Below are 25,515 nucleotides of genomic sequence, written 5' to 3' on the forward strand. Positions count from 1 at the left end.
TTATCCTTCCACCTGGATTGCGGTAATGGCCACGGTGTTTACGATGTCATCAACGGTAGCACCACGGGAGAGATCATTTACTGGCTTGTTGAGGCCCTGCAGGATAGGGCCAACGGCCAACGCGTGGCCTGTACGCTGCGCAGTCTTGTAACCAATATTGCCCGCCTCCAAGTCTGGGAAGACGAATACATTGGCCTTACCGGCCACCTCGGAGCCAGGCAGCTTCTTTTCTGCGACAGTAGGGTCCACAGCGGCGTCGAACTGCAATGGGCCTTCTACCTTGAGATCAGGATCCAACTCGCGAGCCCGCTGGGTTGCCGCAATCGCGCGCTCTACGTCAGGACCGGAGCCGGAATCACCGGTGGAGTAGCTCAGCATTGCTACGCGCGGGTCGATGCCAAACTGCGCTGCAGTTTGTGCTGATACCACAGCGATCTCGCCCAGCTGCTCGGCAGTAGGGTTAGGGTTGACCGCACAGTCGCCGAACGCCCACAGGCGATCGCGCATCACCATCAGGAAGATGGAGGATACGACTGACGCACCTGGGCGCGTCTTGATGATCTGGAAACTTGGCTTAATGGTGTGCGCCGTGGTGTGGGCTGCGCCGGATACCATGCCGTCCGCCAGACCCTTGTGGATCATCATGGTGGCGTAGTAGGAGATATCCTTCATGGTCTCGCGTGCCTCATCCAAGGTGACACCCTTGGACTTACGCAGTTCTGCGAATTCCTCAGCAAACTCTTCCAGTTGAGGATCAGTCTGTGGGTCCTTCAGGTGTGCCTTAGACAGATCAAATCCTAGCTCGTTGGCGCGAGCGGTAATTTCATCAGGCTTACCCAAGATCGTGAGCTCAACAATGTCATCCGCGAGCAGGCGGTGCGCGGCCTCGAGGATACGATCATCATTGCCCTCAGGGAGCACGATGTGGGAGTACTCAGCCTTAGCCTTCTCCAGAAGCCACGTCTCGAACAGCGGCGCGGCCATAACGGGCTCCACGTCCTGCTCAAGGGACTGCTTGATCTGTGCAATTCCCTCCTCAGTAGCTGCTTCTTCAGCGGTAAATTCTGCACCCAAGGTGGCGCAGAGCTCTTCTGCCTCGTCGTGAACGAGGTCAACGTGGATACCTGGGGCATCAATAAGGAGAAGCATTGCTACGCCCAGCACAGAGGCAGCCTTAGCGTCAAAGTTGACATTGCCGGTACCAACCAACAGGACTGGATCACCATCAACTGGCTTCGCAGCCAAGATATCAGCAAGATTGGTGGAATCAGACACCAGTGGCACTGCGGTGAGCCCCAGCTTGGATGCAAAAGCGTCAATATCGAATCCATCAAAGTTCCGACCCGCGCGGGTAATGAGCGCGGACTTTACTGCGTTACCTGTCACTGACATTAAGTCCCTTTCTCTTTCTTATATAAGGCACCCATCTAGGTGCTCACCGCCGATGAGGAAGCCTTACTCCGGAACGTAAAGACAAAAGAAATCGGCAAATGTGGCTTACGGTTAAAAACTGCCTAAATGTGATTCAAAGCATAAGTTTACATGGCACACGCCACCAAAACACCGAAATCTAGGAGTTTCACAGAACACCCCTTCACTAGATTTACACCAACTACCTCGATTTTCTGCTTTTCCTTTAGTTATACCCACTTCAGACCGTGTTTTACAGCGGGCAAAAAGGAGCAAAAGTACCCCCGCACTCCGGCTTCACAGTCACTTAACTGAAGATTTTCTCGAAACACAGTGCAGGTGCCTGTAACAAGCGCACCACTTCGTGCCGGACACCACCGTGCGCAGTCTCGCATTTCACTATGTGAAACGCGTAAGCTGGGAGGTTGTTTTCCCCTTCTGAACACCGTTACTTATAGAGGAATTTTCTTACATGACTTCACCGTTGCGCGTCGCCGTTGTGGGCGCTGGCCCCGCAGGCATTTATGCTTCTGATCTCCTGATCAAATCCGATGTCGATGTTCAGATCGACCTCTTCGAGCGCATGCCAGCACCATTCGGCCTTATCCGTTACGGCGTGGCTCCTGACCACCCACGCATCAAGGGCATCGTTAAGTCCCTGCACGCAGTGCTCGACAAGCCCGAGATCCGCCTGCTGGGCAACATTGAGATTGGCAAAGACATCACCGTCGAGGAACTGCGTGAGTTCTATGACGCCATCGTTTTCGCCACCGGCGCCACTGGTGACCGCAACCTCAACATCCCAGGCCACAATCTGAAGGGCTCCTACGGCGCGGGTGAGTTCGTTGGTTTCTACGACGGAAACCCAGACTTCTCACGCACGTGGGATCTGTCCGCCAAGCAGGTCGCCGTAGTGGGCGTTGGCAACGTTGGCCTTGACGTGGCCCGCATCCTGGCAAAGACCGGTGATGAACTGCACGTCACGGAAATCCCAGACAATGTGTACGAGACCCTGAAGCAGAATCAGGCTGAGGAAATCCACGTGTTCGGCCGCCGCGGCCCAGCACAGGCGAAGTTCACCCCAATGGAGCTCAAGGAGCTAGACCACTCCCCAACCATCGAGGTCATCGTCAATCCGGAGGATATCGACTACGACGAAGCCTCCATCGAGGCTCGCCGCGACTCCAAGTCCCAGGACCTGGTCTGCCAAACCCTTGAGAACTACGCCATCCGCGAGCCAAAGGGCGCACCACACAAGCTCTACATCCACATGTTTGAAGCACCAGTGGAGATCCTGGGCGAGGACGGCAAGGTGGTAGGCCTGCGCACCGAGCGCACTGAACTCACTGGCGACGGCAACGTCCGAGGAACCGGCCAGTTCACCGACTGGCCAGTACAGGCCGTCTACCGCGCGGTGGGCTACCGCTCCGACAGCGTCGAGGGAGTGCCTTTCGACGACAAGAAGGCTGTCATCCCGAACGACGGCGGCCACGTCACCAACGCAGACGGCAGCATCGTTGATGGCCTGTACGCAACGGGCTGGATCAAGCGCGGACCGGTTGGCCTGATCGGCAACACTAAGTCCGACGCCAAGGAGACCACCGAGATGCTGGTCAATGACTGGAAGGACGGCAAGCTCACCGAGGCTACCCAACGTGATCCGGAAGCGATCACTGCGTTCTTAAAGCAACGCAGCATTGCTTTTACCACATGGGACGGCTGGTACGAGCTGGACGCTGCTGAGCGCAAGGCCGGCGAGGCCGAGGGCCGTGAGCGCAGGAAGATCGTCGAGTGGGATGAGATGGTCTCCTACGCGGCAGGTGAATACCAGATCTAAGATTAAGGACTCTGCGGAGTCCTTTTTCTTTTTCCACCCAGCGTGGGACTATGCTCTCTTAGCTATGCAAACCATATTTGCCGTGAATCCGCTCAAGGAGCTCTCTGCATTCGAGGTTCACCAGTTGTACAAGCTGCGCGTTGACGTTTTCGTGAATGAGCAAAACTGCCCGTACGCAGAGATTGACGATACCGATGCGGAGCCAACCACCCTCCACGTGACTGCATGGGAGCGCGACAGCTACGGCCGCCGCAATATCGTGGGCACCGCCCGGTTGTTCCCTGATGAGGTTGACGGGGAGAAGGTCTCCCACCTCGGTCGATTTGTCGTCACCCCGCGCCACCGTGGTAAAGGCGTGGCGTCGAGCCTGATGCTCCAAACCCTCAAGCTGTCCTACGAGCAATCCCCTGATCTGCCCGTGTACCTCACCGCGCAGGCACCATTACAGGACTACTACGCCGCTTTCGGCTTCAACGCCTGCGGCGAGGAATTTGATGATGAAGGGATACCGCACATCCCCATGCGCATGTCCGCTGCCCAACTGAAGAAGGCCATAGAGACCACAAGCTAACTAGCCGCACTCTGGGCGAGTTTTTATATTTACGCAGGTAGAAAGCGATGCGAGCTTAACATAACACTTAACATAACACTTACTTCCCACAGTGTTATGTTAGGTGTTATGTTGAGTGCGATGTTAGGCCTTAACCCTCAAGGCTGATGGCCGCTGCTACGCTGCGCGCGCGGATGCGTGCGGTATCCGTGTCCTCGGCGGTGGCAAGGCCAGCGCCCATTTTGCGGCCGGGGTAGGCGTCGCGCTTGCCAAACAGGCGCAGGTCTGACTCTGGGACGCTGAGGGCGTCGGGGATGCCAGAATAGTAGACCTCATCCAACTTCTTGTCCGCGGTGATCATGCAGCACGCACCCGGGGTGGTCAGGGTGACGTCAAGTGGCAGACCAAGCACCGCGCGGGCATGGAGGTCAAACTGGCTGAACCGCTGCGTTCCCAAGGTGACAAGACCGGCAGCGTGCGGGCGTGGGGAGACGCCGGAGAAGTAGATGTCCTCACCGGAGACGAACAGGTCCACCGCAAACAGGCCACGGCCACCAATCTGGTTGGTGATGCGGGCGGCAACAGAGCGGGCGTTATCCAGCGTCGCCTCAGAGAGGGCCACGGGCTGCCAGGACTCACGCAGACCGCCGTCAGCATTCATGTGGCCGATGGGCTCACAGAACCAGTTGGACAGGGCGCCGGTCTCAGCGTTGATGGATCGGCCCACCAACAAGGTGATTTCCACGTCGTAATCAACCACGGCTTCCACCATCACACGATCATGAATCTCCACACTGGCTAGTTGGGATTCATCCTCGAGCACCAAGTGGTTCTGGTTCTGGGTGTCCGTCACGGACTTGATAATGCACGGGAAGCCGGTGTGCCCCACCGCCACACGCAGCTCCGCTTCTGAGGAAGCAAACCCGTAACGCGCGGTAGGGATGCCCAGCTCATCCGCAGCAACGGTGCGAATGGATTCTCGATCAAAGGCTATGTCCAAAGCCCGAGCGCTAGGAACCACGCCTGCTTTCTTGTCTGTGAACTTGGACAGCGCGGCAATGTTTAAGCCATCCGCAGCTGGCACGATGAAATCTGGGCGAACAACTTCAATGAGTTCACAAAGCTGCTCCTCATCGCCCAGATCCAGCGCGTATGCATTGGGCGCAACCTGCGCACCCGGCGCGTTTTTGTAGGATCCGGCGACGTGAACGTTCACACCTAGGCTGTGGAATGCGAGCGCAGTTTCCTTACCCATCTCACCAGCCCCTAATACGAGGACTCGTGGCGCGTTGGTTTGTGGCGTGTAACTTTCAGTCATAACGAATAAGTCTAATCCTTGTAGTGGAAAAGACCCGCCGAAGCGGGCCTTTTCACCTGTGTTTTCCAGTAATGCTCAGCTTTTAGTCTGCCATCACATCATGGCGCACGATGGTCTGGTCGCGGCCTGGGCCCACACCGATGTAGGAGATGCGGCAACCAGAGAGCTCCTCCAGGCGCAGAACGTAGGCCTGTGCCTTCTCTGGCAGCTCTTCAAAGGTCTTGCATTCGGTGATGTCCTCGTCCCATGCAGGCATGGTCTCAAAGATCGGCTCTGCGTGGTGGAAGTCAGTCTGGGAGACGGGCATCTCATCGTAGCGCTTGCCGTTTACATCATAAGCAACGCAGATTGGGATCTCCCCGATACCGGTGAGAACATCCAGCTTGGTCAGGAAGTAATCGGTGAAGCCGTTGACGCGGGTAGCGTAACGAGCAATCACGGAGTCGTACCAACCACAGCGGCGCTTACGGCCGGTGTTTACTCCGATCTCGCCACCGGTGGTCTGCAGGTACTCGCCCCACTTATCAAACAACTCGGTTGGGAATGGGCCTGCACCCACGCGGGTGGTGTAGGCCTTGATGATGCCCAGGGAGGTGGTGATCTTGGTTGGTCCGATGCCGGAGCCAACGCAGGCACCACCTGCGGTTGGGTTGGAGGAGGTCACGAATGGGTAGGTGCCGTGGTCCACGTCCAACATGGTGGCCTGGCCGCCCTCCATCAGAACGTGCTTGCCCGCATCGAGCGCGGCGTTGAGCTCGTACTCGGCGTCAATGACCATGGGGCGCAGGCGATCCGCGTAGCTGAGAAAGTAGTCCACGATCTCATCCGCAACGATGGCCTTGCGGTTGTACATCTTGACCAAGATCTGGTTCTTGACGTCCAACGCGGACTCGATCTTCTGGCGCAGGATGGACTCATCAAACACGTCCTGCACGCGGATGCCGATGCGGGAGACTTTGTCTGCGTAGGTTGGGCCAATGCCACGGCCGGTGGTGCCAATCGCGCGCTTACCCAGGAAGCGCTCCTGCACGCGGTCTAGGACCTGGTGGTACGGGGCAACGAGGTGAGCGTTGGCGGAGATGCGCAGGCGGGATGCGTTAGCGCCGCGGGCTTCGAGGCCGTCAATCTCCTCGAACAGGGCCTCCAGGTTGATAACAACGCCGTTGCCCAGGATAGGCACTGCATTCTCAGACAAGACACCAGCGGGAAGGAGCTTCAGCTCGTACTTCTCACCACCAACAACGACCGTGTGACCAGCGTTATTGCCGCCATTCGGCTTTACTACGTAGTCAACGAGTCCGCCAAGGATATCGGTTGCTTTACCCTTGCCCTCATCACCCCACTGGGCACCAACGATCACAATTGCAGCCATGGATTACACATCCCTTTGAAGATTTGGAAGGGACCACGGTCCCTATTACCGCTTTATTTTATGCACCGAACACGCATTTACATAAATAATTTTCAGTTCGGCGCTTGACCGAAGCTTCATTCTACATTGCTAAACTTCTGGCATGCGCTTAATCATCTGCCAACTAGGTGACACTTCCCACACCCTCCCAGACGTGGAGGTGCTTAACCTTCCTGCTATCCCCACACGCAAGGATTTGAAGCGTCTGGATGAGATAGCGAGGGAAGTGTTGCCTGTAGATGACACCCCCAGCTTGGATGAGATTGCCAAGTCCCCGGACGTGGCCCACATGTCCACACCGCAACTGGCGCCACAGAAGCCAGCGGAGCCTCTGCGCATCATCGTTGTAGGCACAGACGCCGGCCTGTCGGCCGTGCTCACTAGGCTCATGCGTGCCGACAACCTCTGGGCCGAAATCGGCTACGTTCCCACAGCCGCTTCGGCGGCTGCGACCAACTGGGGCATCCCCGACAGCTTCACCGACGCCCTCGAACTGGCTCTCACCGGCAGTGTGCGCCCCGTGCCGCTGATTCGCGACGACAAGGCGATCGCCGTGGCCGCCACCGCCACCGTCACCCACGCCGAGCCAGGTGAGATCACCGGCGAGATAGTAGTAGACAGCGAAGTCTTGCTGCGCCATGAGGCAAACGGAAAGATCCCCACCCGCGGAGTTTACGGCGCAAAGCTGGTAGCCATGACTGACCAGCCGGGTATCGCAGCCGTGCTGCTGGATAGCCCGCTGGAGCCCCAGAAGCGGTCTGGGCTGGCTGGGCTGTTGGGAAAGACCACTGATCACGGTACTGCCGTGGCCGATACCCTACTCACCGGCCGTGCTCTTCAGGCCGGTGGACCACACTTGATGGTGTCTATAGACGGCGAATCCCGCAAGCGCCCTACGCAACGTGTGACGTTCTATAGGCACCTGCGGGATCTGCAGATTGTTAGGCCTGCTTAGTTACTGGTGGCTCAGCGGACCACGGGAACACGATCCACTCGTCGGTGTGCTTCCAGGTGTAGTCCGGCTTCACAATGGAGCGGGACTTCTCATAGATCACTGCGGAGCGAACCTCAGCACCGTGGGACTCGAGAAGCTTGATCACCAGCTCTAGGGTACGGCCGGAATCGGCTACGTCATCAACAACCAACAACTTCTTGCCGGCAATCTCGTTGGTGTCCAACATAGGAGCCAGCAGGACAGGGTCGGGCAGGGTCTCGTGGACGTCAGTGTAGAACTCCACATTGATGGCGTCGGATAGTTTCACACCCATGGAGTAGCTCAGCGCACCAGCTGGCAGGAGACCTCCGCGGGCGATGGCGATGATGACGTCTGGGGTGAAATCATCATTGACAATGGTTTGTGCAAGTTCCGCCTGGGCTTTGCCAAAGCCTTCCCACGTGAGGATTTCCTTGCCTTCAAGATCGGTTGCGTCTGCATGATAAGCCATAATCAAACTTTACATCCCTCAAGGACTGTTAGCTATTCTCACCTTTGCCAGACTTCTCAATCCAGATTTCTGGCGGGAACGCAGGGTGCTCGGAAGTAGGGATCAATACGGCAACTGCAGACTCTCGGCTCATGCCGCACACCTGCAACAAATCCACAATGATGGACCGAGACTGCGCGAGAATCACGATCGCAGACAACACGCCACCATCAGCGACCTCAAGGGACACCTTTGAGCCCAGCGTGCGCAGGGTCTTAACAATGTTCGGAATTTCCTGCGCCTCAGTAAGCTCAGCCTTCTTCAAATAAACATCGTGCAGACGCATCATCACGGCGGCCAGCTCGCGAATGATCTCGATCTGCTCCGCTTTGACCTTGTCACCATCTTGGCTGAGCACCATCGCCCGGCGCGCCAGCACGCGAGTGTTGCGCACCGCGTTATCCACCGGCGAGAGTATCAAGGAGAAACTCCTCACGCGCCTGCGGTAAGACCACAGGAATGGTGAGACCCTCGTGGACTCATCGGCTGCCTTCTTGGCCAACAGCATGTTGTTGATCGCGGCTTGCGAGCCGCGGACATGCTGGAGCGCCTCCTCGATGCGCTTGGCATCGCTGGATTCTAGGGCACTGGCGACGTCGAAAAGCACAGACGATGCGATGCGGAGCACCTTGGCCACTTCCCTGCGGCCACCAGCCAGCGGCGAGGTGGGCACGATTGCCATGACGACAATGCCCACCACACAGCCGGTGACGGCGTCCACCATGCGCTCAGGGCCGGACGCGGAGCCCGGCGGCATGATCGTTGCGATCAGGATGGAGCCGGTGGCCACCTGATTGACCAGCAGGGGCGAATCAGACAGGAAGGATGCGATAAGCAGAGAGAGCCCTACCGCGAGGGCGATCTGCCAGTCACCGGTGCCGATCCCCAAAATAATGAGGTCACCAACACCAACGCCCAGCGAGCAGCCGATGGATAATTCCACGGCACGCTTAATGCGGTTGCCGGAAGACAAGCCGAGAATGATGACTGCGGCCATCGGCGCGAAGAAAGGCACCTCATGGCCAAAAACCTTGGTGGCGATGAAATAGGCAATGCCGGCGGAGCAGGAGGCCTGAATGATCGAAATTAACGATGTACGCGTACGGAAAGCACGCGCCGCGAGGGAACCTTCCAGCTCCTTCAGCTGCGCGACTGTGCGGACGGTGTATCTAGGCATGGCACCACTTTAGGAAATTCGCTGCAGACACGCATAAAGGGCGACCACGGCCGCCCTTTACACATATCTGCTGTCACTCCACGCTACGTGGGATGACGAGATGAATTAATTACTTGGAAACAGTCTTACCTACGGAGTGCAGGTCCTGGCAAGCCTCGATGACGCGCTCGGACATGCCCTGCTCAGCCTTCTTCAGGTAGGAGCGTGGGTCGTATACCTTCTTGTTGCCAACCTCACCGTCGATCTTGAATACGCCGTCGTAGTTCTCCATCATGTGGCGAGCCACTGGGTTGGTGAATGCGTACTGGGTATCGGTGTCAACGTTCATCTTGATGACGCCGTAACGCAGTGCCTCTTCGATCTTCTCCTTCTCAGAGCCGGAGCCACCGTGGAATACGAAGTCAAATGGAAGCGCGTCATCATCCAGACCCAGCTTTGCAATAGCAGCCTTCTGGCCCTCAAGAAGAACCTCTGGGCGCAGCTTCACGTTGCCTGGCTTGTAAACGCCGTGAACGTTACCGAAGGTAGCAGCCAGCAGGTAGCGACCCTTCTCACCCGTGCCGATTGCGTCGATGGTCTTTTCAAAGTCCTCGACGGAGGTGTACAGGTTAGCGCCAGCCTTAGCCTGAACGCCGTCCTCTTCGCCACCAACAACGCCAATCTCTACCTCGAGGATGATGTTGGCCTTGTGTGCCTTCTCCAGCAGCTCCTGAGCGATGACCAGGTTCTCATCAATTGGAATAGCGGAGCCGTCCCACATGTGGGACTGGAACAGTGGCAGCTCGCCGCGGTCAACGCGCTCCTGGGAAAGAGCAATCAGTGGGCGAACGTACTCATCCAGAACTTCCTTCTGGCAGTGGTCAGTGTGCAGCGCTACGTTGATGCCGTAGTGCTTTGCTGCCTCGTGAGCGAAAGCAGCCAGAGCGCAAGCACCAGCAACCTTGTTCTTCACTGCCAGGCCGGAGCCGAACTCAGCGCCACCGGTAGAGAACTGAATGATGCCGTCAGACTCTGCCTCTGCGAAGCCCTTCAGAGCTGCGTTAATGGTTTCAGAGGAGGTGCAGTTGATGGCTGGGAAAGCGAAGCCGCCTTCCTTAGCGCGGTCAAGCATCTCGTTGTAGACCTCTGGGGTTGCGATTGGCATAGAGTTTCCTCCAAGAAAGAGTGTGTATTCGAATATCGAATTTCTGACTAGCACGCAGGCACGCCCGCGCGACCTATTAAACAATTATGCCAGCAAACCAAGCCCCGCGCGCGGTCTCCCAGCACAAACAAAACCACACAAACAAACACGAACGGTCACCTTTAATGCCTGATCGGTCACTGGCTCAGATGAGGCGCTGGAAAACAGCAGTTCACAGGCTTAAGTAGCACACAACCTAACAACGCACGCCCCAAAGGTGAAATAGCACACTACCCACCCTTTTGAACGCTTGCGATGGCCTGCCCAACGGAGGATGTTGGAACAAAAAGTGGACGGTCGCCACGCACTTGCCCGCTGGGAACGTGAAACCCACAGCAATAGCTTTTCAGGCTCACCACAAGGAAGGCGCAATGCCCGTCGTGCTGGAAATAAGGCGCGATCAGAAACCCGCGATCCCCTGAGCCCCACCCCAGAAGATAGGTCCGGTTTACGCCCTAGTCCTCATGCTCCGTGTTTCGTTCGTGCATGGAGCACCGAGCTGCAGCCTCCAGCAGCATCCATCCGGACAGCTGCACAGAGAGGTCGCGTTCATCAATGCGAACCACGCGCACAAGGTCGCTGAGAGCGCTAGCCCCCAGGCCAAAGGTGTGAGGAAGCTTGGCGTCAGCGGTCCAGTCTGTTGCGAACACCGGCAGTCCATCCACCTCAAGGCGGTGATTCCACACTGACTCCGCGGAAGCATAAATCAGGCGGGCAGCGATTTTCTTAGCTGCAATGTTGGCGGAATTATCCTCCGGCAATCGCACCGCAGCATCCGCCAAGTAGCGCATCAGGATTCCCTTGAACAGGCCGCCATCGCCGTCGCCGGTATCCCAGTCAATCACACCGTCTTTGTTAGCCAGTTCCTTAGCCACAGCATGGATCAGCGCGCGAGCGTGCGCGAGGTATGCCACGGCCTCGTCATCCATACCGTCCTCGCGCAGGGCTAGCGCAATCTCAACACAAGCGCCGATAACTACGCCTTGGCAGTACGGGAAGATGTACTTGACCAGGTCAGGACCGGCCATGGACATACGCAGCCCGTCCATCACTAGGCCTTTGTCATCAATCAGATTGTCAAAGATCCAATCCACAAAATGACGCGCAATATCTAGGCGGCCAATGCGTGCCGCCATGATTGCCGCAGGCCCGTTGGTAGGAACGTTATAGAACGTCTCCCCCACACGCCACGGAAGAACGCCAAAGGTGTGGTCAATTCCCTCCAAAATGTTGTCTTCCAGTTGACGCAGGTACTTCTTGCGCGGCAGACCGAGGGTTTCACACGCCCGGTTGAGAGCCAAGGCGAGCCACGTCTTGTCATCGTAGTAGTTGTTGCGGGTCAACTTGCCTAGTTGACGCACTCGAACGCCGGAGATGGTGTCAAGAAGACGGCGCTTGCGCGCCTTGGTGGGGCGGCGGTTGGTGGCGTCAACAAGACAGTCAATGTAATGCGCCTGCCACCAGTAATGCCAACGGTAAAACACCTTTTCCTTGGTGTGCGGCGGCCACGCCACCACACCCAGGTTGGTTCGCGGAAGCAGCCAGACCCTGGATGAATGACGGTCATTGATCGCGGATTCAGCAAGGTCGGCGCGATGGAACCATTTTTCCGGCACGGAGAGTCCTTCTCATGTGAAGCGTGTGGGCAACTATACGACTGCCCACTTTAGTCATTGTTTTACTACCACGCGTTATCTAGGTCAGCGTGCTGCCTGATCCACGCGTGCATGGCAATTCCAGCGGCCACGCCCGCGTTAATGGATCGAGTAGAGCCAAATTGCGCAATGGAACAAGTCATCAATGCATTGTCCTGGGCGTCTTGGGTAACGCCTGGCCCCTCTTGGCCGAACAGCAGCAAGCACCGCTCTGGCAGCTGCGCCGTTTCCAGCGGAACACACCCCGGCGTGTTATCGATAGCCACGATGGTGAGGCCCTGCTCCTTGGCCCATCCAACGAGGGAGGCAGTGTCAGGGTGGTGCATCAGGTGCTGGTAGCGGTCCGTCACCATGGCTCCCCGACGATTCCACCGCCGCCTGCCCACAATGTGCACCGTGTCCACCGCGAACGCGTTCGCGGTGCGCACCACGGTGCCAATGTTGGCATCGTTTTCAAAGTTCTCGATGGCAATGTGCAAGGCATGCCTGCGGGTATCAATATCCTTAACAATGGCCTCGCGTGACCAATAGCGGTAGGCGTCCACCACATTGCGGCGGTCACCATTTTCCAGCAGTTCCGGATCATACTGATCGCCCACAGGAAGCTCGCCCTCCCATGGGCCCACACCGTGGCGGCCCTCACCCCATTCGGTAGGACCAGGTTGATTTTCTGACAACGTTACGCCAGCCCCAGATCTTCAAGGCCGAGGATGTAACGGTACTCGAGGCCTTCAGCAGCGATAGCCTCGCCCGCACCAGTCGCACGATCAACAACGGTTGCCACACCCACAACCTCGGCGCCAGCCTCACGCAGAGCCGCAACCGCAGTGAGTGGAGAATTGCCGGTAGTGGTGGTGTCCTCTACTACCAGCACCTTCTTGCCCTCAATGTCAGGGCCCTCAATCCGGCGCTGCATGCCGTGCTTTTTGGCTTCCTTACGCACAACAAAAGCATCAATCGCTCGACCCTCGGCGTGCATGACGGAGGTAGCCACTGGGTCAGCGCCCAAAGTCAGTCCACCCACGGAGACGTAGTCCCAATCGGCGGTGAGCTCGCGCAGCAGCTGCCCGATCAGCTTAGATGCTTCATGGTGCAAGGTGGCACGACGCAGATCCACGTAGTAATCAGCTTCCTTGCCGGATGACAGGATAACCTTGCCGTGCACCACGGCCAGTTCCTTGACCAATTGAGCTAATTGGGCTTTCTTTGCTGCATCAATGCTCATGACGATCTCCTTACTTGCGTTCCTGGAAGAATTGTAGATGTTTAATCACCAAAAATGGTCGGCTTGTGGGTGTTGTCGCGAACGATTCGTGTTCCTTGGTAATTCTGGGGGCTCTCATCAAGGTTCTGTGCAATTGCCTCCACCTCATCACCGCCTACCTCACGGGGCTCAACAACACCGTGCGATTCCCCGCGTGCTCGGGTAGGCAGCGGGGCCCTTTCCTCCTCGCGCTCGATCTTAGGAATGACGGGGGTGGGATCTTCCTCATCGTCAGTAAAGCTCACCGGCGCATTGGGCAGAGGACGGGACGGATCCATCTCACTAAGATCAATCGGCTGCGACGCCCCCGTGCGTGGTGGCAGTACCCGTGCTGCATCAGACATCTGCGCCAACGGCTTAAATAGCGCGTCCCATTCTGTATGGTCAGCATTCTTGGTGGTTTGGGCAAGCACCCAATCCGATTCAATCCATACTGCCGTCACCGCCTGCGGCATGGCGGCCAAGGCCCTTCGTGCTCGCACATCGAGCATCCGCTCCGTGGCACCTTGATCATTACTGAGAATGGTGAAGCCCTCCATGTGGCATACGTGGATGAGGTCATCAGAGTTTTGAGCGTTATCAAGCTCACCTCGACGCATATCCACCACAACATCACTAGATCCGGGACGGCGCATCGCCATTACCGGCACCCCAGCTAAGTCCACAAAGTACATTTCATGTCCGGCCGCCGTGCCGGACACAACGTCTTTGGCAGGGGCACCTGCGGAAGCGGCTCCACGTGCCCATTCGTCGTTAAGAAAGTTGTCTACCTTCGAGTACTCGAAGCCATGGTGCGCAGCCCATGTTTTGCGCTCTCGGCGCATCGAGACCGGAATGACGCGGAAGCCGGACTTGTACGGGTCTTGTTCACTGAACACGCCAACAGCTGGCTCCTCACGCGGAAGCTCAATCGTCTCGCCTTCGAAATACTCATCCTCTTCTGCCGGCGCGTTGCTGGTGAGGTTGGTTTCAATGACCTGATCCGCAACCGTTGTTTCAGGAAGATCCTCCAGCTCGAGGTCCTCCGCAATCAATGCAGGGTTCTGTTCCTCTTCCTCCTTGGGATCAACAGCGCCTGATTCGGGATCATCCTCTTCTAGCGCAGCCGGCTCTGCCTGGACTTCTTCCTCGGCTACCTCAGCAGCATCCTCATCGGAATCATCGAGTCCATCTTCACCTACCTCAAGAGGATCCTCATCCACGGTTGGCTGAGGATCCGCATAGGGAGCTTCGCTCGTACCCACGCTAGGGGTTTCACCATGATCCTCACTAAGGAGTGGGGCTTCTTCCAGCTGGGAGGCTGCTTTGCTGCGACGGGAGACGTCAAGCAGCAAAAGTGCCAACCCCAGTAATCCGAGTACGGCGGCAATGAGGATCAAGAACATGGCACATAGCCTACTAGGCGCCGCCCGTCTCCACCTCATTAGATGCATCCGCACACCACTGAGACCAGCCACCGATGTAGTGCCGTGGGATTTCTAGCCCAACCAGAGCCATTGCCGCGATCACCTGCGCGGAGTGGTTTCCGGAACCGGAGTAAATGATCATGTCCTTGGTTTCAGGCGTGATGCCGTGTGCAGCAAACAGCTCAGTGAGCTCTTCCTTGGACTTGAAGCAATCATTCTCATCCAGAATGGAACGCGTTGGGATGTTGATAGCCCCCGGAATGTGACCGGCTTTGAGATCCAAGTACTCTTTACGGCCAGCAAAGCGGTTGGCCTCACGAGCATCAATGAGAATGCCCTTGTGCGCCTTAACCTCCTCAATGGTCGCGGTAGGCATCTGGCCGAGGTTAGCTTTGAACTCTTCCGAGTAACCAGCCAAGTTGCCTGGCCCGCCGAGGACGTTAAAGCCTTTACGCTCCCACTCGGCCTGACCGCCGTCAAGAATGACTACGTTGTCAAAGCCAGCCCATTTCAGGATCCACCATGCGCGTGCAGCAAACAGGCCATGGTGGTTGTCATACACCACCACCTGCTTGTCTGGGCTGAGACCCCAGCTGGAGATCCAGTGATCCAGGATCTCTTTGCTTGGGAGTGGATTGCGGCCAATGCTGGAACCCGGCACTCCGGCCAGCGCGAATCCAACATCACAAAACAGTGCTGTGGAAATGTGCTCGGAGCAGAATTGTTCCTTGCCCGTTGCACCTGGCTTGTCCCACATGGCCGCAAGGATCGTTTGCTTTTGGCCTTTACGGATCCTTGCGTCAAGTTCTTCAACTGAAATGGTGATCGTCATAATGTCCATGCTAGAGAGAAATTCGTCGCCTTGTTAGGCGTACCTGATCACAGTAGACGTCAGATGAGTGCAGGATACAGCGCTAACCATGAACAAACGTTCTAGTAGGCACGCGACCGTGTCTGCCACCGCGGTTAGCTTTTATTCCATGAATAACACCACTGATGCTAAGAAATTCTCCCTGAACCAGCCGCCTTCACCAAGCACGTTCGCACGGAAGCGGCCACCTACCCCACTACAGGCACGCCAAGATTGCATGATTACTGTGAGCGGCTTCACCGCGGTCTGCGTGGGAAACGTAGGTTTGATGACCGTGGCCATTACCACCACCATTGGTGAATCCATGTGGCAAACCAGCTTTAGCGAAGTTTTCTTGCTGCCCCAGAGCAAGCCTATTCCTCGACCGCAGGCCCAATCCCCCTTACCCTGGCCGCTCGTCGAGGTGTGTGAGACCCATCCAAGCGCCCTCGGCGCCAAGAAGTTCTTGGTTAAGAAAATCGATGCCGCCGTTGCCGCCATCCAGCGCGTTCACGGCAGCCTGCCTGTCCTGATTGATAGGCAGGCCATCTCAGACTACCGTTGCCACCTTCGGCCACGCGTTGCGATGATGCGCATGGCTACGCTGCGCAGCGTAACCCATGGCATCGCCCTTGCTCGCGCCGAACAGGCCCTGCCGGCTTTGCTAGAGTTTTGCCCTCAACAAGGTAGCTTGTTCGCGGCACGTATGGCTGATCGCTGGGAGATGGAGGCCGCAACGTGCTTGCCCATGATTAATGCTGGTCTGCGCCCACTTGTTATTGCTACCGACGCAGCCCGCTCGCACCGGAGTGCCACGGTGGCCGTGGCCACGTCCACCGGCACGATCCACACCTTCAGATCTGAGCAAAAACTTGGCATTCGCGAGCTGGAGATGGAGGGCATTGCCTCTGCGATGGTTCACTTCTCCGCTCAGTACCCGAACCGAAAGATCGTCATCCTTAGTGATAGTCGCCCAGCGCTCAGCCGCATTGCGGCACGCGGCTTCGGCATAGATAAAGTCGACGCAATCCTTGCAACGGGCCTAGTCACCCTCAAGTGGGTACGTGGCCATAACGGCCACGGCCTCAACGATATTGCTGACCGCGCTGCACGCATTCTTCGAATGCAGATTGAGTGCGAGTTTCCGGACGAATGGTTCGCAGACAGGTGCGCCAACCTGCGCGCAGAGCTTCTTGAGAACCTGAGGACGGATTCCAGGCTGAACAGCTACTTCTACGGAACAACACAAGCCGACCTCGCACTGGCGGGATAGCCCAGCCAGATGGTGCCCTTCAGGTAACGCGAGGCATGTTCCATGAAGCCCCTGTTCTAAGCGCATAAAAATGTTCCCCAATAGTCGGTGCTAAATTGCAGCCCAACAATTGGGGAACGGTTCACCCTGTGATCAGCGCGGCAGGCGATCGTAGAGGCGCGTAGCGTTACCGGCCAAGATTGCCTCTATCTCATCGGAAGACAGCTGCGAACCGCGGATGTAATCAAAAGCTCGGACGTACTTCTCCTCCTGGAAGTATGGGAAGTCAGAGCCTCCCATAATCTGCGTGAACCCGAAGGTCTCAGCAGCGAGGCGCAGTGAGGGTTCGTAGAAGTTCGCCGCGTCGAAGTACATCTTCTTCAGCTGCGCCCTCGGTGAGGATGGAAACGCGTCCCAGTCCTCGTAGTTATCCTCAATGCGCTGCGTTAGGAATGGGAGGTCTCCACCCAGGTGAGCGATGTGGAATGTGATATTGGGGAAGCGGCCCGGAACATCTGCTTTAAGCAGCTGCAAAGTTGCAGTGGCGTCTTCAACAGGAGCGCCATTTACCCAGTGCAGATCTGCGTTAGCCAGCATGGTGGAATCAGCGCCGCACCCAGTTGGATGGATGTTAACAACGGCGTTTTTGTCATTCAGTGCTTCCCACACTGGGTCCAATCGGGAGTCGTTCAGGTACACACCGTCACCGATGATGGTGGATATGGATACTCCCACAAAACCGGTCTCAGAGAAGATTCTTTCTACTTCAGCCACCGAGGCCTCAACGTGAGGAAGCGGAAGGGCTCCGTAGGCGTAGAAACGATCGGGATATTCGGAGAGAATTCGGGCGTACTCGTCATTAATCATCGTCGCTGCCTGCGCAGAATACTTGGATTCTGGAAGGTAAGGACTCTGAGGGGTTACCGCAATGATTTGTGCCTTCACACCCGCTTTATCCATCCATTCGAGGCGCTTGGACAAGTCTTCATCGGTGGAATCCGCGTTGAGATTCCGAGCAATGGCCACCTCGCTCTCACTTAGACCATGCTGGGTGAGAAAATCCAGGTAGAAGGATGGAAATACGTGAGCATGAGTATCGATTGCTGTAGGTCGATCTGTTTGATGCATCTAAGTGTCCTTTCTACTAAACGTCAGAGACTGGGCTCTTGCTGCGGGCGCCGCATCACTTCAACGGCCCCTAAACCTCTGTTTAGCGAGCTTTTAGACCATTGAAAATTGATTCATCTGAGTGGCGGGCTTGCAGGGATAGCACGATCGTAACAAGACCCAGTCCGATACCGATTCCAGCAATGACAACCAAGGCAGTAGCCGACGGCACTGAACGGCCACTGTAGGAGACTGCGAGAGCCGCCGTAATAGCTGCCACGATTGCAGACGACAACGACATTCCGATGGAGCGCATCAGGGCATTGACCGCGTTGGCGGAGCCAGTTTCATGAGCTGGCGCGTATTCAACGATGACCATTGGAAGGCCAGCGTAACCAATACCAATACCAATAGAAATGACAGTGGCCCATACCAAAATCCATACACCGGATGGAGCCCACGCTATACGCAGAATGTAACCAATGGTTACCACTGCGGCACCAGCAAGCAGTACTGATCGTGGACCGAAGGAGCGATCCAATCGGGAGCTAATTGGGGTGACAAAGAACATCAGCACAGCCGATGGCAACATGGCAAGACCTGCAGCGGTTGGTGACCAGCCAAATCCGTCCTCAGAGACTGGGTTCTGAAGCTCCAGAGTAGTCAGCAGCAGGTTGGTAAACATCATCAGACCGAAGGTCAGGGCGGCGATATCAACCAGCAATACTGGGCGATCAAACGTGGTACGCAGATTCACCAATGGAGAATCTTGACGCAGTTCGTATACCGCCCACAGACCGAAGAATACGAATCCTGCAGCAAACAGGCCTAGTACCAGTCCGCTTCCCCAGCCCCACGCAGCGCCCTGGGACACTGCGGTCAGCGTAGCAGTCAGACCGAACGCCAGCAGGATCGCACCTGGCACATCAAAGCGTCCGTCATGAGAACCCTTGTCTTCAGGGATGATCTTAAAAATAGCTACAGCAGATACGGCGGAAAGCACGGCAGCGAACCAGAACATAGATTCCCAGCCGAAGGCTGAGAGCAAAACGCCTCCGAGCGGGATGCCCAGGCCGCCACCGACACCGAGCATGGCGCTGAGCAAGGCCAACGCACCACCAAGGTGATGCCCGTGAAGGCTGTGGCGCATCTCAGCCATAGCTACTGGTACCAGCGCGGTGCCTACGCCCTGGAGTGCTCGGCCAAGAATGAGCGTGGTCACGCCGCCCAGCGGAGCAATGATGGAGCCGACTAAGACGATACCCATCGTCATAATCATCAACCAGCGGCGTGAGTACAAGTCTCCCAAGCGACCAATAACCGGGGTAGCAATTGCACCAGTAAGCAGGGTTGCAGTCACGGCCCAGGACATAGTGGTTTGGTCAGTTCCCAGTTCCGCAGGAAGCATTGGTATTGCCGGAATAACAAGAGACTGCAGCAACGTAACCACTAAACACGAAAATGCCGCCACGGCGACAAGTGAGTTATTACGTGGAGGAACACCGTCGTGTGGTTTAGCTTTGGCCTTATCGGCAGCCTGATGCTGCTCGTTGCGCACTTCAGTGCGTACGGAATCTTTTCCCTGGCTCATCTCGATCCTTGTTCTACTTTTCTACAATGTGTTGAAGATGTGTGAAGATACTAGGCAAAGATATGCTGAATCTGACAATCTATGCAGGAATCTGACAAATCGAGGTATTTTATGGTTTCTTTCGACAATCAGGCGTCACCCATTGCGCTTGATGAGACACGGCTAGATAATCTGGATCGCGCTATCGTGACTGCCCTGATTCGCCAGCCCGAGGCACCTTTCTCCACTATCGCAGAAGAGACACACGTCAGCGCTCGCACCGTTGCCCGCCGTTTTGAGGTGCTACGCCGCCGCGGCGTGATTAGGGTAGTCGGCCGTACGCTTCCTAGCTTTGGCGGACGATTAGCGTGGCTGTTCCGCATCAGTGGATCCCCCCAAAAACTTGATGCCTTAGCGCTAAAACTCCAACGGTTAGACACCACCCGCTGGCTCCGATACTCCTTGGATCGGGGTGAGTTGCTGTGCGGCAGCGTTACCGCGGGATTCGATCACAACGATCTCCTACACGGCCTGTATTCCACGGTTCCTGCCCGTGACGTACGGGTACACCAATTGCTCCACGTTTGGAGCGATGAGGGCGTGGTGACCTCGAGCCATGACCGCCTTGATGAGCTAGATCAGTTGGTCTTGGAGGCATACGCAAAAGATGGCCGCATTTCCGCAACCGACCTCGCCCAACAACTAAGAGTGGACCCCGCCACCGTGTCACGCCATCGCCGGAAACTCATCGAGGCGGGCATTCTGTTTTTTGAAACCAACGTTCACCCTTCATTTTTGAACACCTTCGGTGACTTCAACCTATGGTTGAGCGTGCATCCGGGAGCTATACAACAGCTGGGAAGACTTCTGTACTCGTTGCCTCAAACACGGTTTGTGGGGGCAACCAGCGGATCCTGCCAGCTCTACGCCAACATTGTGGTGCAGGAATCAGCGGACGTTATGACTTTCTTGGACGAGCTGGTGAATTCCCCTACTGCGCGCGACATGGGGATTGATGCTGGCAGCATAACGGCGGTGGAAACCATCCCCATGGGGCAAGTTATCCATCTTGCTGCGTCCTAAAAGTACAGATTCACCCCTCTTCTGCTCAGCGTTCTGACGGAAGTCCCCCATAACTCACCTACTGGCCTACGGAAGCGTCAGCAACAGAAACAGCCGACTGACGGTTTACGTCAGTCGGCTGCACTTCACTAGGTGCGATACCCCTCCGCATCACCTTGCTGCGTGGGCGGAAAGTGATAACGGGGTGGAAAGCACCCTATTCCGAGCGGGACCTCTACTGGGCGTTAATGTACAGGGACTCGCCGCCATCTTCTACGTCCACGTGCACGGTGTCACCATCACGGATGTCGCCTGCCAGAAGCTTCTTCGCCAGCTGGTCACCGATAGCTTGCTGGATGAGGCGACGCAGCGGACGAGCACCGTACGCAGGCTCGTAGCCTCGCTCGCCCAACCAGCTCTTAGCGGTATCGGAGACGTTCAGGTGGAGTCGGCGCGAAGCCAAGCGGTTGGCAAGATCACCCAGTTGGATATCGACAATGCTGGTCAGCTGCTCTGGTGAGAGCGGATCGAAGATCACAACGTCATCCAAGCGGTTGACAAACTCAGGCTTGAAGGCTCGCTTTACCGCGTCCATCATTTCCTCATTGGTGCCGCCGGCACCAAGGTTGGAGGTGAGGATCAAAACGGTGTTGCGGAAGTCCACCGTGCGGCCTTGGCCGTCGGTGAGACGCCCCTCATCGAGTACCTGCAGGAGGATGTCGAATACGTCCGGATGTGCCTTCTCAACCTCGTCGAAAAGCACGACGGTGTACGGCCTGCGGCGAACAGCCTCCGTGAGCTGGCCACCCTGGTCGTAGCCGACGTATCCCGGAGGGGCACCAACCAAGCGTGCCACCGAGTGCTTCTCACCAAACTCGGACATGTCGATGCGCACCATCGCGCGCTCATCATCGAACATGAACTCAGCCACGGCTTTCGCAAGCTCCGTCTTACCCACACCCGTTGGGCCGAGGAAGAGGAAAGAGCCGATTGGCCTATTAGGGTCAGCTACGCCCGCACGGGAACGGCGCACTGCGTCCGAGACCGCCGTCACGGCATCCATCTGGCCAACCACGCGCTTGCCCAGCTCGCCTTCCATGTTGAGCAGCTTCTCAGTCTCACCCTGGAGCATCTTGCCTGCTGGGATACCGGTCCACGCGGAGACCACTTCAGCGATGGTGTCAGGGGTTACCTCCTCCTCAACCATGGTGGAGTGGGCCTTGGTTTCAGCCTCAGCTACTTCCTTCTCCAGCTCAGGGATGCGGCCATAGCGCAGCTCCGCTACCTTGCCGTAGTCTCCATCGCGCTCAGCGATCTCTGACTCCTGGCGGAGCTTCTCCAGCTCCTCCTTGGCCTGGCGGACCTTATCAATGGAGTTCTTCTCATTGTTCCACCGAGCCTTCAGTTCGCCGAGGCGCTCTCGCTCATCGGCAAGCTCCTGGCGCAGCTTGGCCAGGCGCTCCTTCGACGCGGCATCAGACTCCTTGGCAAGAGCCATCTCCTCAATGTCGAGACGACGAACAACACGCTCGAGCTCGTCGATCTCCTGCGGGGAGGAGTCAATCTCCATGCGCAGGCGAGAAGCAGCCTCATCCACCAAGTCAATTGCCTTGTCCGGCAGGAAACGGGAGGTGATGTAGCGGTCAGACAGCGTGGCCGCCGCAACCAGCGCGGAGTCCTGAATACGAACACCATGGTGAACCTCGTAGCGTTCCTTCAAACCACGCAGGATACCCACCGCATCCTCTACGGAAGGCTCACCCACGAAAACCTGCTGGAAACGACGCTCAAGGGCAGCATCCTTCTCGATGTACTTGCGGTACTCGTCCAAGGTGGTAGCGCCAACCAATCGCAGCTCGCCACGCGCAAGCAACGGCTTGATCATGTTGCCCGCATCCATAGCGGAGTCGCCGGTAGCGCCGGCGCCGACGATGGTGTGCAGCTCATCAATGAAGGTAATAATCTCACCCTCAGCGGACTTGATCTCATCCAGAACAGCCTTGAGTCGCTCCTCAAATTCGCCGCGGTACTTGGCACCGGCCACCATGGAGCCAAGATCCAAGCTAATGAGGGTCTTGCCTTTCAGTGACTCCGGAACGTCCCCGGCGACGATACGTCGGGCGAGGCCCTCAACAATCGCCGTCTTACCAACACCAGGCTCACCAATGAGCACAGGGTTGTTCTTAGTACGGCGAGAAAGAACCTGAACCACGCGACGAATCTCAGAGTCACGGCCGATCACGGGGTCAATCTTGCCCTCGCGTGCGCGAGCAGTGAGGTCCGTGGAGTACTTCTCCAGGGCTTGGAACTGATCCTCTGGGGACTCGGTGGTGACCTTCTTATTGCCACGCACGGAAGGGAATACGCCCTTGATCACGTCATACGTGGCTCCGCGCTTGGTCAGAAGCGTAGCTGCGTCACCCTTGCCACGCGAGATCGCGGCAAGCATGACCTCGGTGGAGACGTACTCATCACCAAGCTCCCCCGCAAGCTCCTGAGCTGCAGTGAACACGTTGAGCGCATCACGGTTAAAGTTTGGGTTGGCCATGCCCGAACCCTCAGCCGATGGCAACTTGGAAATAAGCTCATCAGCTTCCTTGCGCACAATATCTGGATCCACTCCCGTTGCACGCAGAACTGGGACCGCAATGCCATCCTCTTGGCTAAGAATTGCCGAAAGCAAGTGCTCAGGGCGGATATCAGGATTTCCCTTAGCGGAAGCGTTCTGCAACGCGACCTGCAGAGCCTCTTGGGTCTTGGTGGTTGGGTTGAAGCTCGACACTTCTCTTCTCCTTAATAAATGCGTTTTATTGTTGAGTCTATGGCGCTTAATTCTATGCGCTTACATCTACCCCAACGCACCACAAGTTGAGTTTGTTCCACTCAACTTTGAAATTCTTAAAAAACCAATCCCCACTTGCCTCTGAAGTGCGTATACCTCGACCCTAACCTGCAGATTTACCCGCCTTAAGGAGACACACTTCCTCTGCGCCGGCACCCCTGTTCCGCCACGGCGATCACCAAGAAACACCAGTGCTTCCTTTTGAGAATAGTGACGCGTCAACATAGGATCGGTCCCTATGAAGAAGTTTGGTTTCCTGAGTTTTGGCCACTACGGCCACGGCATGAGCGCACGCGACAGCCTCCACGATCAGCTGGAGCTTGCCGTTAACGCAGATGAGCTGGGCGTTGACGGAGCATATTTCCGCGTCCACCACTTCGCCGCACAGGGCGCTGCCGCCATGCCAATGTTGTCTGCGGTGGCAGCACGAACCAAACGTATTGAGGTGGGCACAGGCGTCATTGACATGCGTTACGAAAACCCGCTGCACTTGGCAGAGGAGGCCGCGGCTCTCGACATGATCGCCGACGGCCGCGTCGCCTTAGGCGTCTCCCGCGGCGCGCCGGAGCTTGCCGACAAAGGCTGGGAGGCATTCGGTTACGATGCTCAGGCCCCTAACGGCTCCGACATGGCATATGAGAAGTTCCACCAGTTCATGGCCGCCATTAAGGGCGAGCCGGTCACCCGCGCCGCGCAGGACCAGTACCCACCGCATACCTACCCAGCTGGCGCGCCACTGCCTATCATGCCCCATTCCCCTGGCCTTCAGCAGCGCATATGGTGGGGAGCAGGCACCATCGAAAGCGCGGTGCGCGCCGCTAAGAACGGCGTGAACCTGATGAGCTCCACCCTGGTTTCTGAAGCCGATGGCCGTACTCTGGGCGAAGTTCAGCTAGACCAGATCCGCGCCTTCAAGGACGCATGGGAGGGTGACTTCGAACCACGGGTGTCAGTTTCTCGTACGATCTTCCCTATCGTGGATGAGCAGTCTCGCCGGCTGTTTGGTGCGCAGGGATCCTCAACGGATCAGATCGGCACCTTGGGGGAGGGCCGATACGTCACCTTCGGACGCACCTATGCGGCCGAGCCGGACGTCCTGATTGAACAGCTCAAGGCTGACCCTGCTCTCATGGAGGCAGACACCTTGATGCTGACCATTCCTAACCAAGCTGGCTGCGATATCAACACCAAGATTCTCGCTGACTTTGCCGAGTACGTGGCCCCAGCGCTTCAGAATTCGTAGTTGTTTTCTGGATACTCCAGAACCGGAAGGGACTCGCGGTCCTTGGTCACATCAATGTCAATATCAAAGACCGCAACCTCCACTTCATCACCCAGTTCCGCGAGTGTCTCACCCTGTGGATCAGCAATGATGGAGTGTCCAATTCCGGTGGGCGCACCCTCGGAGCGCTTATCCTGCGCAGGCGATTGGTCGCACGCGATGACGTACGTGGTGGAATCTAGTGCGCGCGCCTTGGCCAACGCACGCCACTGCACTAGTTTGCCTTCGCCATCCGCCCAACTAGTGGGCACGATCACCGCTTGCGCACCCGCACGCGCAAGTTCCCTAAACTGCTGTGGGAAACGGATGTCGTAGCAGACTGCTAGGCCGAAGGTGATGCCACGATAATCGAATTTCACCAACTTATCGCCTGGCTTTACGGTGTCTGATTCCTTGTATCCGTAGGCATCAAAGGTGTGGATCTTGTTGTAATGGACCAAGCTTTCACCAGGAATCGCTGCGATCGCCACGTTGTGAATGCGGTTGATCTCCTTGTCACCCTTGACCACGGTGTCCGCTGGGGTAAAGATGCCTGCCACAATGGCCATGTTGTGCTCATCCGCAAGTGACTGAATGGTGCTCACAAACTCACCATCCAGTTCCTCCGCTTGCTCATCTAAGCGGCCGGTGCCAAAACCCTGCATGGTGCCTTCAGGGAAAACTAACAGCTCAGCGTTTCTTTCCGCCGCCGAGGAAACGGCCTTGTGAACCTCCACGAGGTTGGCCTCTTTATCACCTGTTGTTGTAATTTGTGCTAATCCAATACGCATGTCACCAGCGTATGTGGATAACTTCTGGCCCGCCAGTAATTTATCCACAGGGTTTTGAGGCCACGATTGATCAGGGATGGATTCT

At 56.9% G+C, this 25,515-nt stretch carries 21 protein-coding genes; 6 read left to right on the plus strand and 15 right to left on the minus strand.

Going from position 1 to position 25,515, the window contains the following annotated elements; translation table 11 throughout:
• Entirely contained in the window at positions 1–1,392 is a 1,392-nt protein-coding gene (gene pta, locus ACXM2N_RS10435; RefSeq protein WP_458488455.1) for a phosphate acetyltransferase, read from the minus strand.
• 490 nt (positions 1,393–1,882) lie between these two features.
• Here pta and ACXM2N_RS10440 point away from each other — a divergent pair, with 490 nt between their 5' ends.
• Together ACXM2N_RS10440 and ACXM2N_RS10445 are read left to right on the plus strand one after the other, a co-directional pair.
• Positions 1,883–3,247, plus strand: coding sequence for an FAD-dependent oxidoreductase (locus ACXM2N_RS10440; protein ID WP_458488457.1), 1,365 nt, complete (start codon positions 1,883–1,885; stop codon positions 3,245–3,247).
• Positions 3,248–3,329: 82 nt separating this feature from the next.
• On the plus strand, positions 3,330–3,818 hold the full coding sequence (locus tag ACXM2N_RS10445) for a GNAT family N-acetyltransferase (RefSeq protein ID WP_458488459.1): 489 nt from the start codon (positions 3,330–3,332) through the stop codon (positions 3,816–3,818).
• A 130-nt stretch (positions 3,819–3,948) separates the two neighbouring features.
• Here ACXM2N_RS10445 and purT read toward each other — a convergent pair whose 3' ends face one another.
• Positions 3,949–5,115 (minus strand): formate-dependent phosphoribosylglycinamide formyltransferase, encoded by a 1,167-nt coding sequence (gene purT, locus ACXM2N_RS10450; RefSeq protein WP_458488461.1) that lies wholly within the window; start codon positions 5,113–5,115, stop codon positions 3,949–3,951.
• Positions 5,116–5,197: 82 nt separating this feature from the next.
• Positions 5,198–6,487, minus strand: a complete 1,290-nt coding sequence (locus ACXM2N_RS10455; protein WP_458488463.1) for an adenylosuccinate synthase — start codon at positions 6,485–6,487, stop codon at positions 5,198–5,200.
• Positions 6,488–6,629: 142 nt separating this feature from the next.
• Here ACXM2N_RS10455 and ACXM2N_RS10460 point away from each other — a divergent pair, with 142 nt between their 5' ends.
• Positions 6,630–7,481: a hypothetical protein gene (locus ACXM2N_RS10460; RefSeq protein ID WP_458488465.1), complete on the plus strand. Its 852-nt coding sequence runs from the start codon at positions 6,630–6,632 to the stop codon at positions 7,479–7,481.
• Here ACXM2N_RS10460 and ACXM2N_RS10465 read toward each other — a convergent pair.
• From ACXM2N_RS10465 to ACXM2N_RS10500, 8 genes are all read right to left on the minus strand, one after another.
• A complete protein-coding gene (locus ACXM2N_RS10465) occupies positions 7,468–7,971 on the minus strand; it encodes a phosphoribosyltransferase (protein WP_458488467.1) in 504 nt (167 codons plus the stop codon). The two genes, ACXM2N_RS10460 and ACXM2N_RS10465, sit on opposite strands and share 14 nt — an antisense overlap.
• A gap of 28 nt (positions 7,972–7,999) precedes the next feature.
• The gene (locus ACXM2N_RS10470) at positions 8,000–9,187 is read right to left on the minus strand and encodes an FUSC family protein (RefSeq protein WP_458488469.1); all 1,188 of its coding nucleotides are present in this window, start codon (positions 9,185–9,187) and stop codon (positions 8,000–8,002) included.
• A gap of 109 nt (positions 9,188–9,296) precedes the next feature.
• Positions 9,297–10,331, minus strand: coding sequence for a class II fructose-bisphosphate aldolase (gene fbaA, locus ACXM2N_RS10475; protein WP_458488471.1), 1,035 nt, complete (start codon positions 10,329–10,331; stop codon positions 9,297–9,299).
• Positions 10,332–10,825: 494 nt separating this feature from the next.
• A complete protein-coding gene (locus tag ACXM2N_RS10480) occupies positions 10,826–11,986 on the minus strand; it encodes a glycoside hydrolase family 76 protein (RefSeq protein ID WP_458488473.1) in 1,161 nt (386 codons plus the stop codon).
• Positions 11,987–12,051: 65 nt separating this feature from the next.
• Positions 12,052–12,702, minus strand: a complete 651-nt coding sequence (locus ACXM2N_RS10485) for a TrmH family RNA methyltransferase (protein ID WP_458488475.1) — start codon at positions 12,700–12,702, stop codon at positions 12,052–12,054.
• Positions 12,703–12,704: 2 nt separating this feature from the next.
• Entirely contained in the window at positions 12,705–13,250 is a 546-nt protein-coding gene (pyrE, locus tag ACXM2N_RS10490) for an orotate phosphoribosyltransferase (protein WP_458488477.1), read from the minus strand.
• Positions 13,251–13,291: 41 nt separating this feature from the next.
• Positions 13,292–14,674, minus strand: coding sequence for a hypothetical protein (locus ACXM2N_RS10495; protein WP_458488479.1), 1,383 nt, complete (start codon positions 14,672–14,674; stop codon positions 13,292–13,294).
• 13 nt (positions 14,675–14,687) lie between these two features.
• Positions 14,688–15,527, minus strand: coding sequence for a sulfurtransferase (locus tag ACXM2N_RS10500; RefSeq protein WP_458488481.1), 840 nt, complete (start codon positions 15,525–15,527; stop codon positions 14,688–14,690).
• 148 nt (positions 15,528–15,675) lie between these two features.
• On the opposite strand from ACXM2N_RS10500, the gene ACXM2N_RS10505 reads away from it, so the two are divergent.
• Positions 15,676–16,818, plus strand: a complete 1,143-nt coding sequence (locus ACXM2N_RS10505; protein ID WP_458488483.1) for a hypothetical protein — start codon at positions 15,676–15,678, stop codon at positions 16,816–16,818.
• Positions 16,819–16,950: 132 nt separating this feature from the next.
• Here the strand turns inward: ACXM2N_RS10505 and ACXM2N_RS10510 are convergent, their stop codons facing one another.
• A complete protein-coding gene (locus tag ACXM2N_RS10510; protein ID WP_458488485.1) occupies positions 16,951–17,925 on the minus strand; it encodes an amidohydrolase family protein in 975 nt (324 codons plus the stop codon).
• An 82-nt stretch (positions 17,926–18,007) separates the two neighbouring features.
• Positions 18,008–19,495 carry an MFS transporter gene (locus ACXM2N_RS10515; RefSeq protein WP_458488487.1) on the minus strand — a complete coding sequence of 496 codons (1,488 nt, stop codon included), beginning with the start codon at positions 19,493–19,495 and terminating at the stop codon, positions 18,008–18,010.
• A 111-nt stretch (positions 19,496–19,606) separates the two neighbouring features.
• Here ACXM2N_RS10515 and ACXM2N_RS10520 point away from each other — a divergent pair, with 111 nt between their 5' ends.
• Complete coding sequence (locus ACXM2N_RS10520; RefSeq protein WP_458488489.1) at positions 19,607–20,557, plus strand: Lrp/AsnC family transcriptional regulator; 951 nt, start codon at positions 19,607–19,609, stop codon at positions 20,555–20,557.
• 214 nt (positions 20,558–20,771) lie between these two features.
• Here the strand turns inward: ACXM2N_RS10520 and clpB are convergent, their stop codons facing one another.
• Positions 20,772–23,318 carry an ATP-dependent chaperone ClpB gene (gene clpB / locus ACXM2N_RS10525; RefSeq protein ID WP_458488491.1) on the minus strand — a complete coding sequence of 849 codons (2,547 nt, stop codon included), beginning with the start codon at positions 23,316–23,318 and terminating at the stop codon, positions 20,772–20,774.
• Between the two features lie 298 nt (positions 23,319–23,616).
• On the opposite strand from clpB, the gene ACXM2N_RS10530 reads away from it, so the two are divergent.
• Positions 23,617–24,621 carry an LLM class flavin-dependent oxidoreductase gene (locus tag ACXM2N_RS10530; RefSeq protein WP_458488493.1) on the plus strand — a complete coding sequence of 335 codons (1,005 nt, stop codon included), beginning with the start codon at positions 23,617–23,619 and terminating at the stop codon, positions 24,619–24,621.
• Here ACXM2N_RS10530 and ACXM2N_RS10535 read toward each other — a convergent pair.
• Positions 24,609–25,430: a carbon-nitrogen hydrolase family protein gene (locus ACXM2N_RS10535; protein WP_458488495.1), complete on the minus strand. Its 822-nt coding sequence runs from the start codon at positions 25,428–25,430 to the stop codon at positions 24,609–24,611. The two genes, ACXM2N_RS10530 and ACXM2N_RS10535, sit on opposite strands and share 13 nt — an antisense overlap.
• Between the last annotated feature and the right edge of the window lie 85 nt (positions 25,431–25,515).

This window comes from Corynebacterium sp. ZY180755 (genome assembly GCF_054331495.1).

Bases quoted from the DNA above. Each gene is read 5' to 3' on its own strand.
- pta (WP_458488455.1), bottom strand. From the start codon at position 1,392: ATGTCAGTGACAGGTAACGCAGTAAAGTCCGCGCTCATTACCCGCGCG.
- ACXM2N_RS10455 (WP_458488463.1), bottom strand. From the start codon at position 6,487: ATGGCTGCAATTGTGATCGTTGGTGCCCAGTGGGGTGATGAGGGCAAG.
- fbaA (WP_458488471.1), bottom strand. From the start codon at position 10,331: ATGCCAATCGCAACCCCAGAGGTCTACAACGAGATGCTTGACCGCGCT.
- ACXM2N_RS10460 (WP_458488465.1), top strand. From the start codon at position 6,630: ATGCGCTTAATCATCTGCCAACTAGGTGACACTTCCCACACCCTCCCA.
- ACXM2N_RS10510 (WP_458488485.1), bottom strand. From the start codon at position 17,925: ATGCATCAAACAGATCGACCTACAGCAATCGATACTCATGCTCACGTA.
- ACXM2N_RS10535 (WP_458488495.1), bottom strand. From the start codon at position 25,430: ATGCGTATTGGATTAGCACAAATTACAACAACAGGTGATAAAGAGGCC.
- ACXM2N_RS10465 (WP_458488467.1), bottom strand. From the start codon at position 7,971: ATGGCTTATCATGCAGACGCAACCGATCTTGAAGGCAAGGAAATCCTC.
- pyrE (WP_458488477.1), bottom strand. From the start codon at position 13,250: ATGAGCATTGATGCAGCAAAGAAAGCCCAATTAGCTCAATTGGTCAAG.
- ACXM2N_RS10495 (WP_458488479.1), bottom strand. From the start codon at position 14,674: ATGTTCTTGATCCTCATTGCCGCCGTACTCGGATTACTGGGGTTGGCA.
- ACXM2N_RS10530 (WP_458488493.1), top strand. From the start codon at position 23,617: ATGAAGAAGTTTGGTTTCCTGAGTTTTGGCCACTACGGCCACGGCATG.
- ACXM2N_RS10520 (WP_458488489.1), top strand. From the start codon at position 19,607: ATGGTTTCTTTCGACAATCAGGCGTCACCCATTGCGCTTGATGAGACA.
- ACXM2N_RS10515 (WP_458488487.1), bottom strand. From the start codon at position 19,495: ATGAGCCAGGGAAAAGATTCCGTACGCACTGAAGTGCGCAACGAGCAG.
- ACXM2N_RS10505 (WP_458488483.1), top strand. From the start codon at position 15,676: ATGAATAACACCACTGATGCTAAGAAATTCTCCCTGAACCAGCCGCCT.
- purT (WP_458488461.1), bottom strand. From the start codon at position 5,115: ATGACTGAAAGTTACACGCCACAAACCAACGCGCCACGAGTCCTCGTA.
- ACXM2N_RS10470 (WP_458488469.1), bottom strand. From the start codon at position 9,187: ATGCCTAGATACACCGTCCGCACAGTCGCGCAGCTGAAGGAGCTGGAA.
- ACXM2N_RS10500 (WP_458488481.1), bottom strand. From the start codon at position 15,527: ATGACGATCACCATTTCAGTTGAAGAACTTGACGCAAGGATCCGTAAA.
- ACXM2N_RS10440 (WP_458488457.1), top strand. From the start codon at position 1,883: ATGACTTCACCGTTGCGCGTCGCCGTTGTGGGCGCTGGCCCCGCAGGC.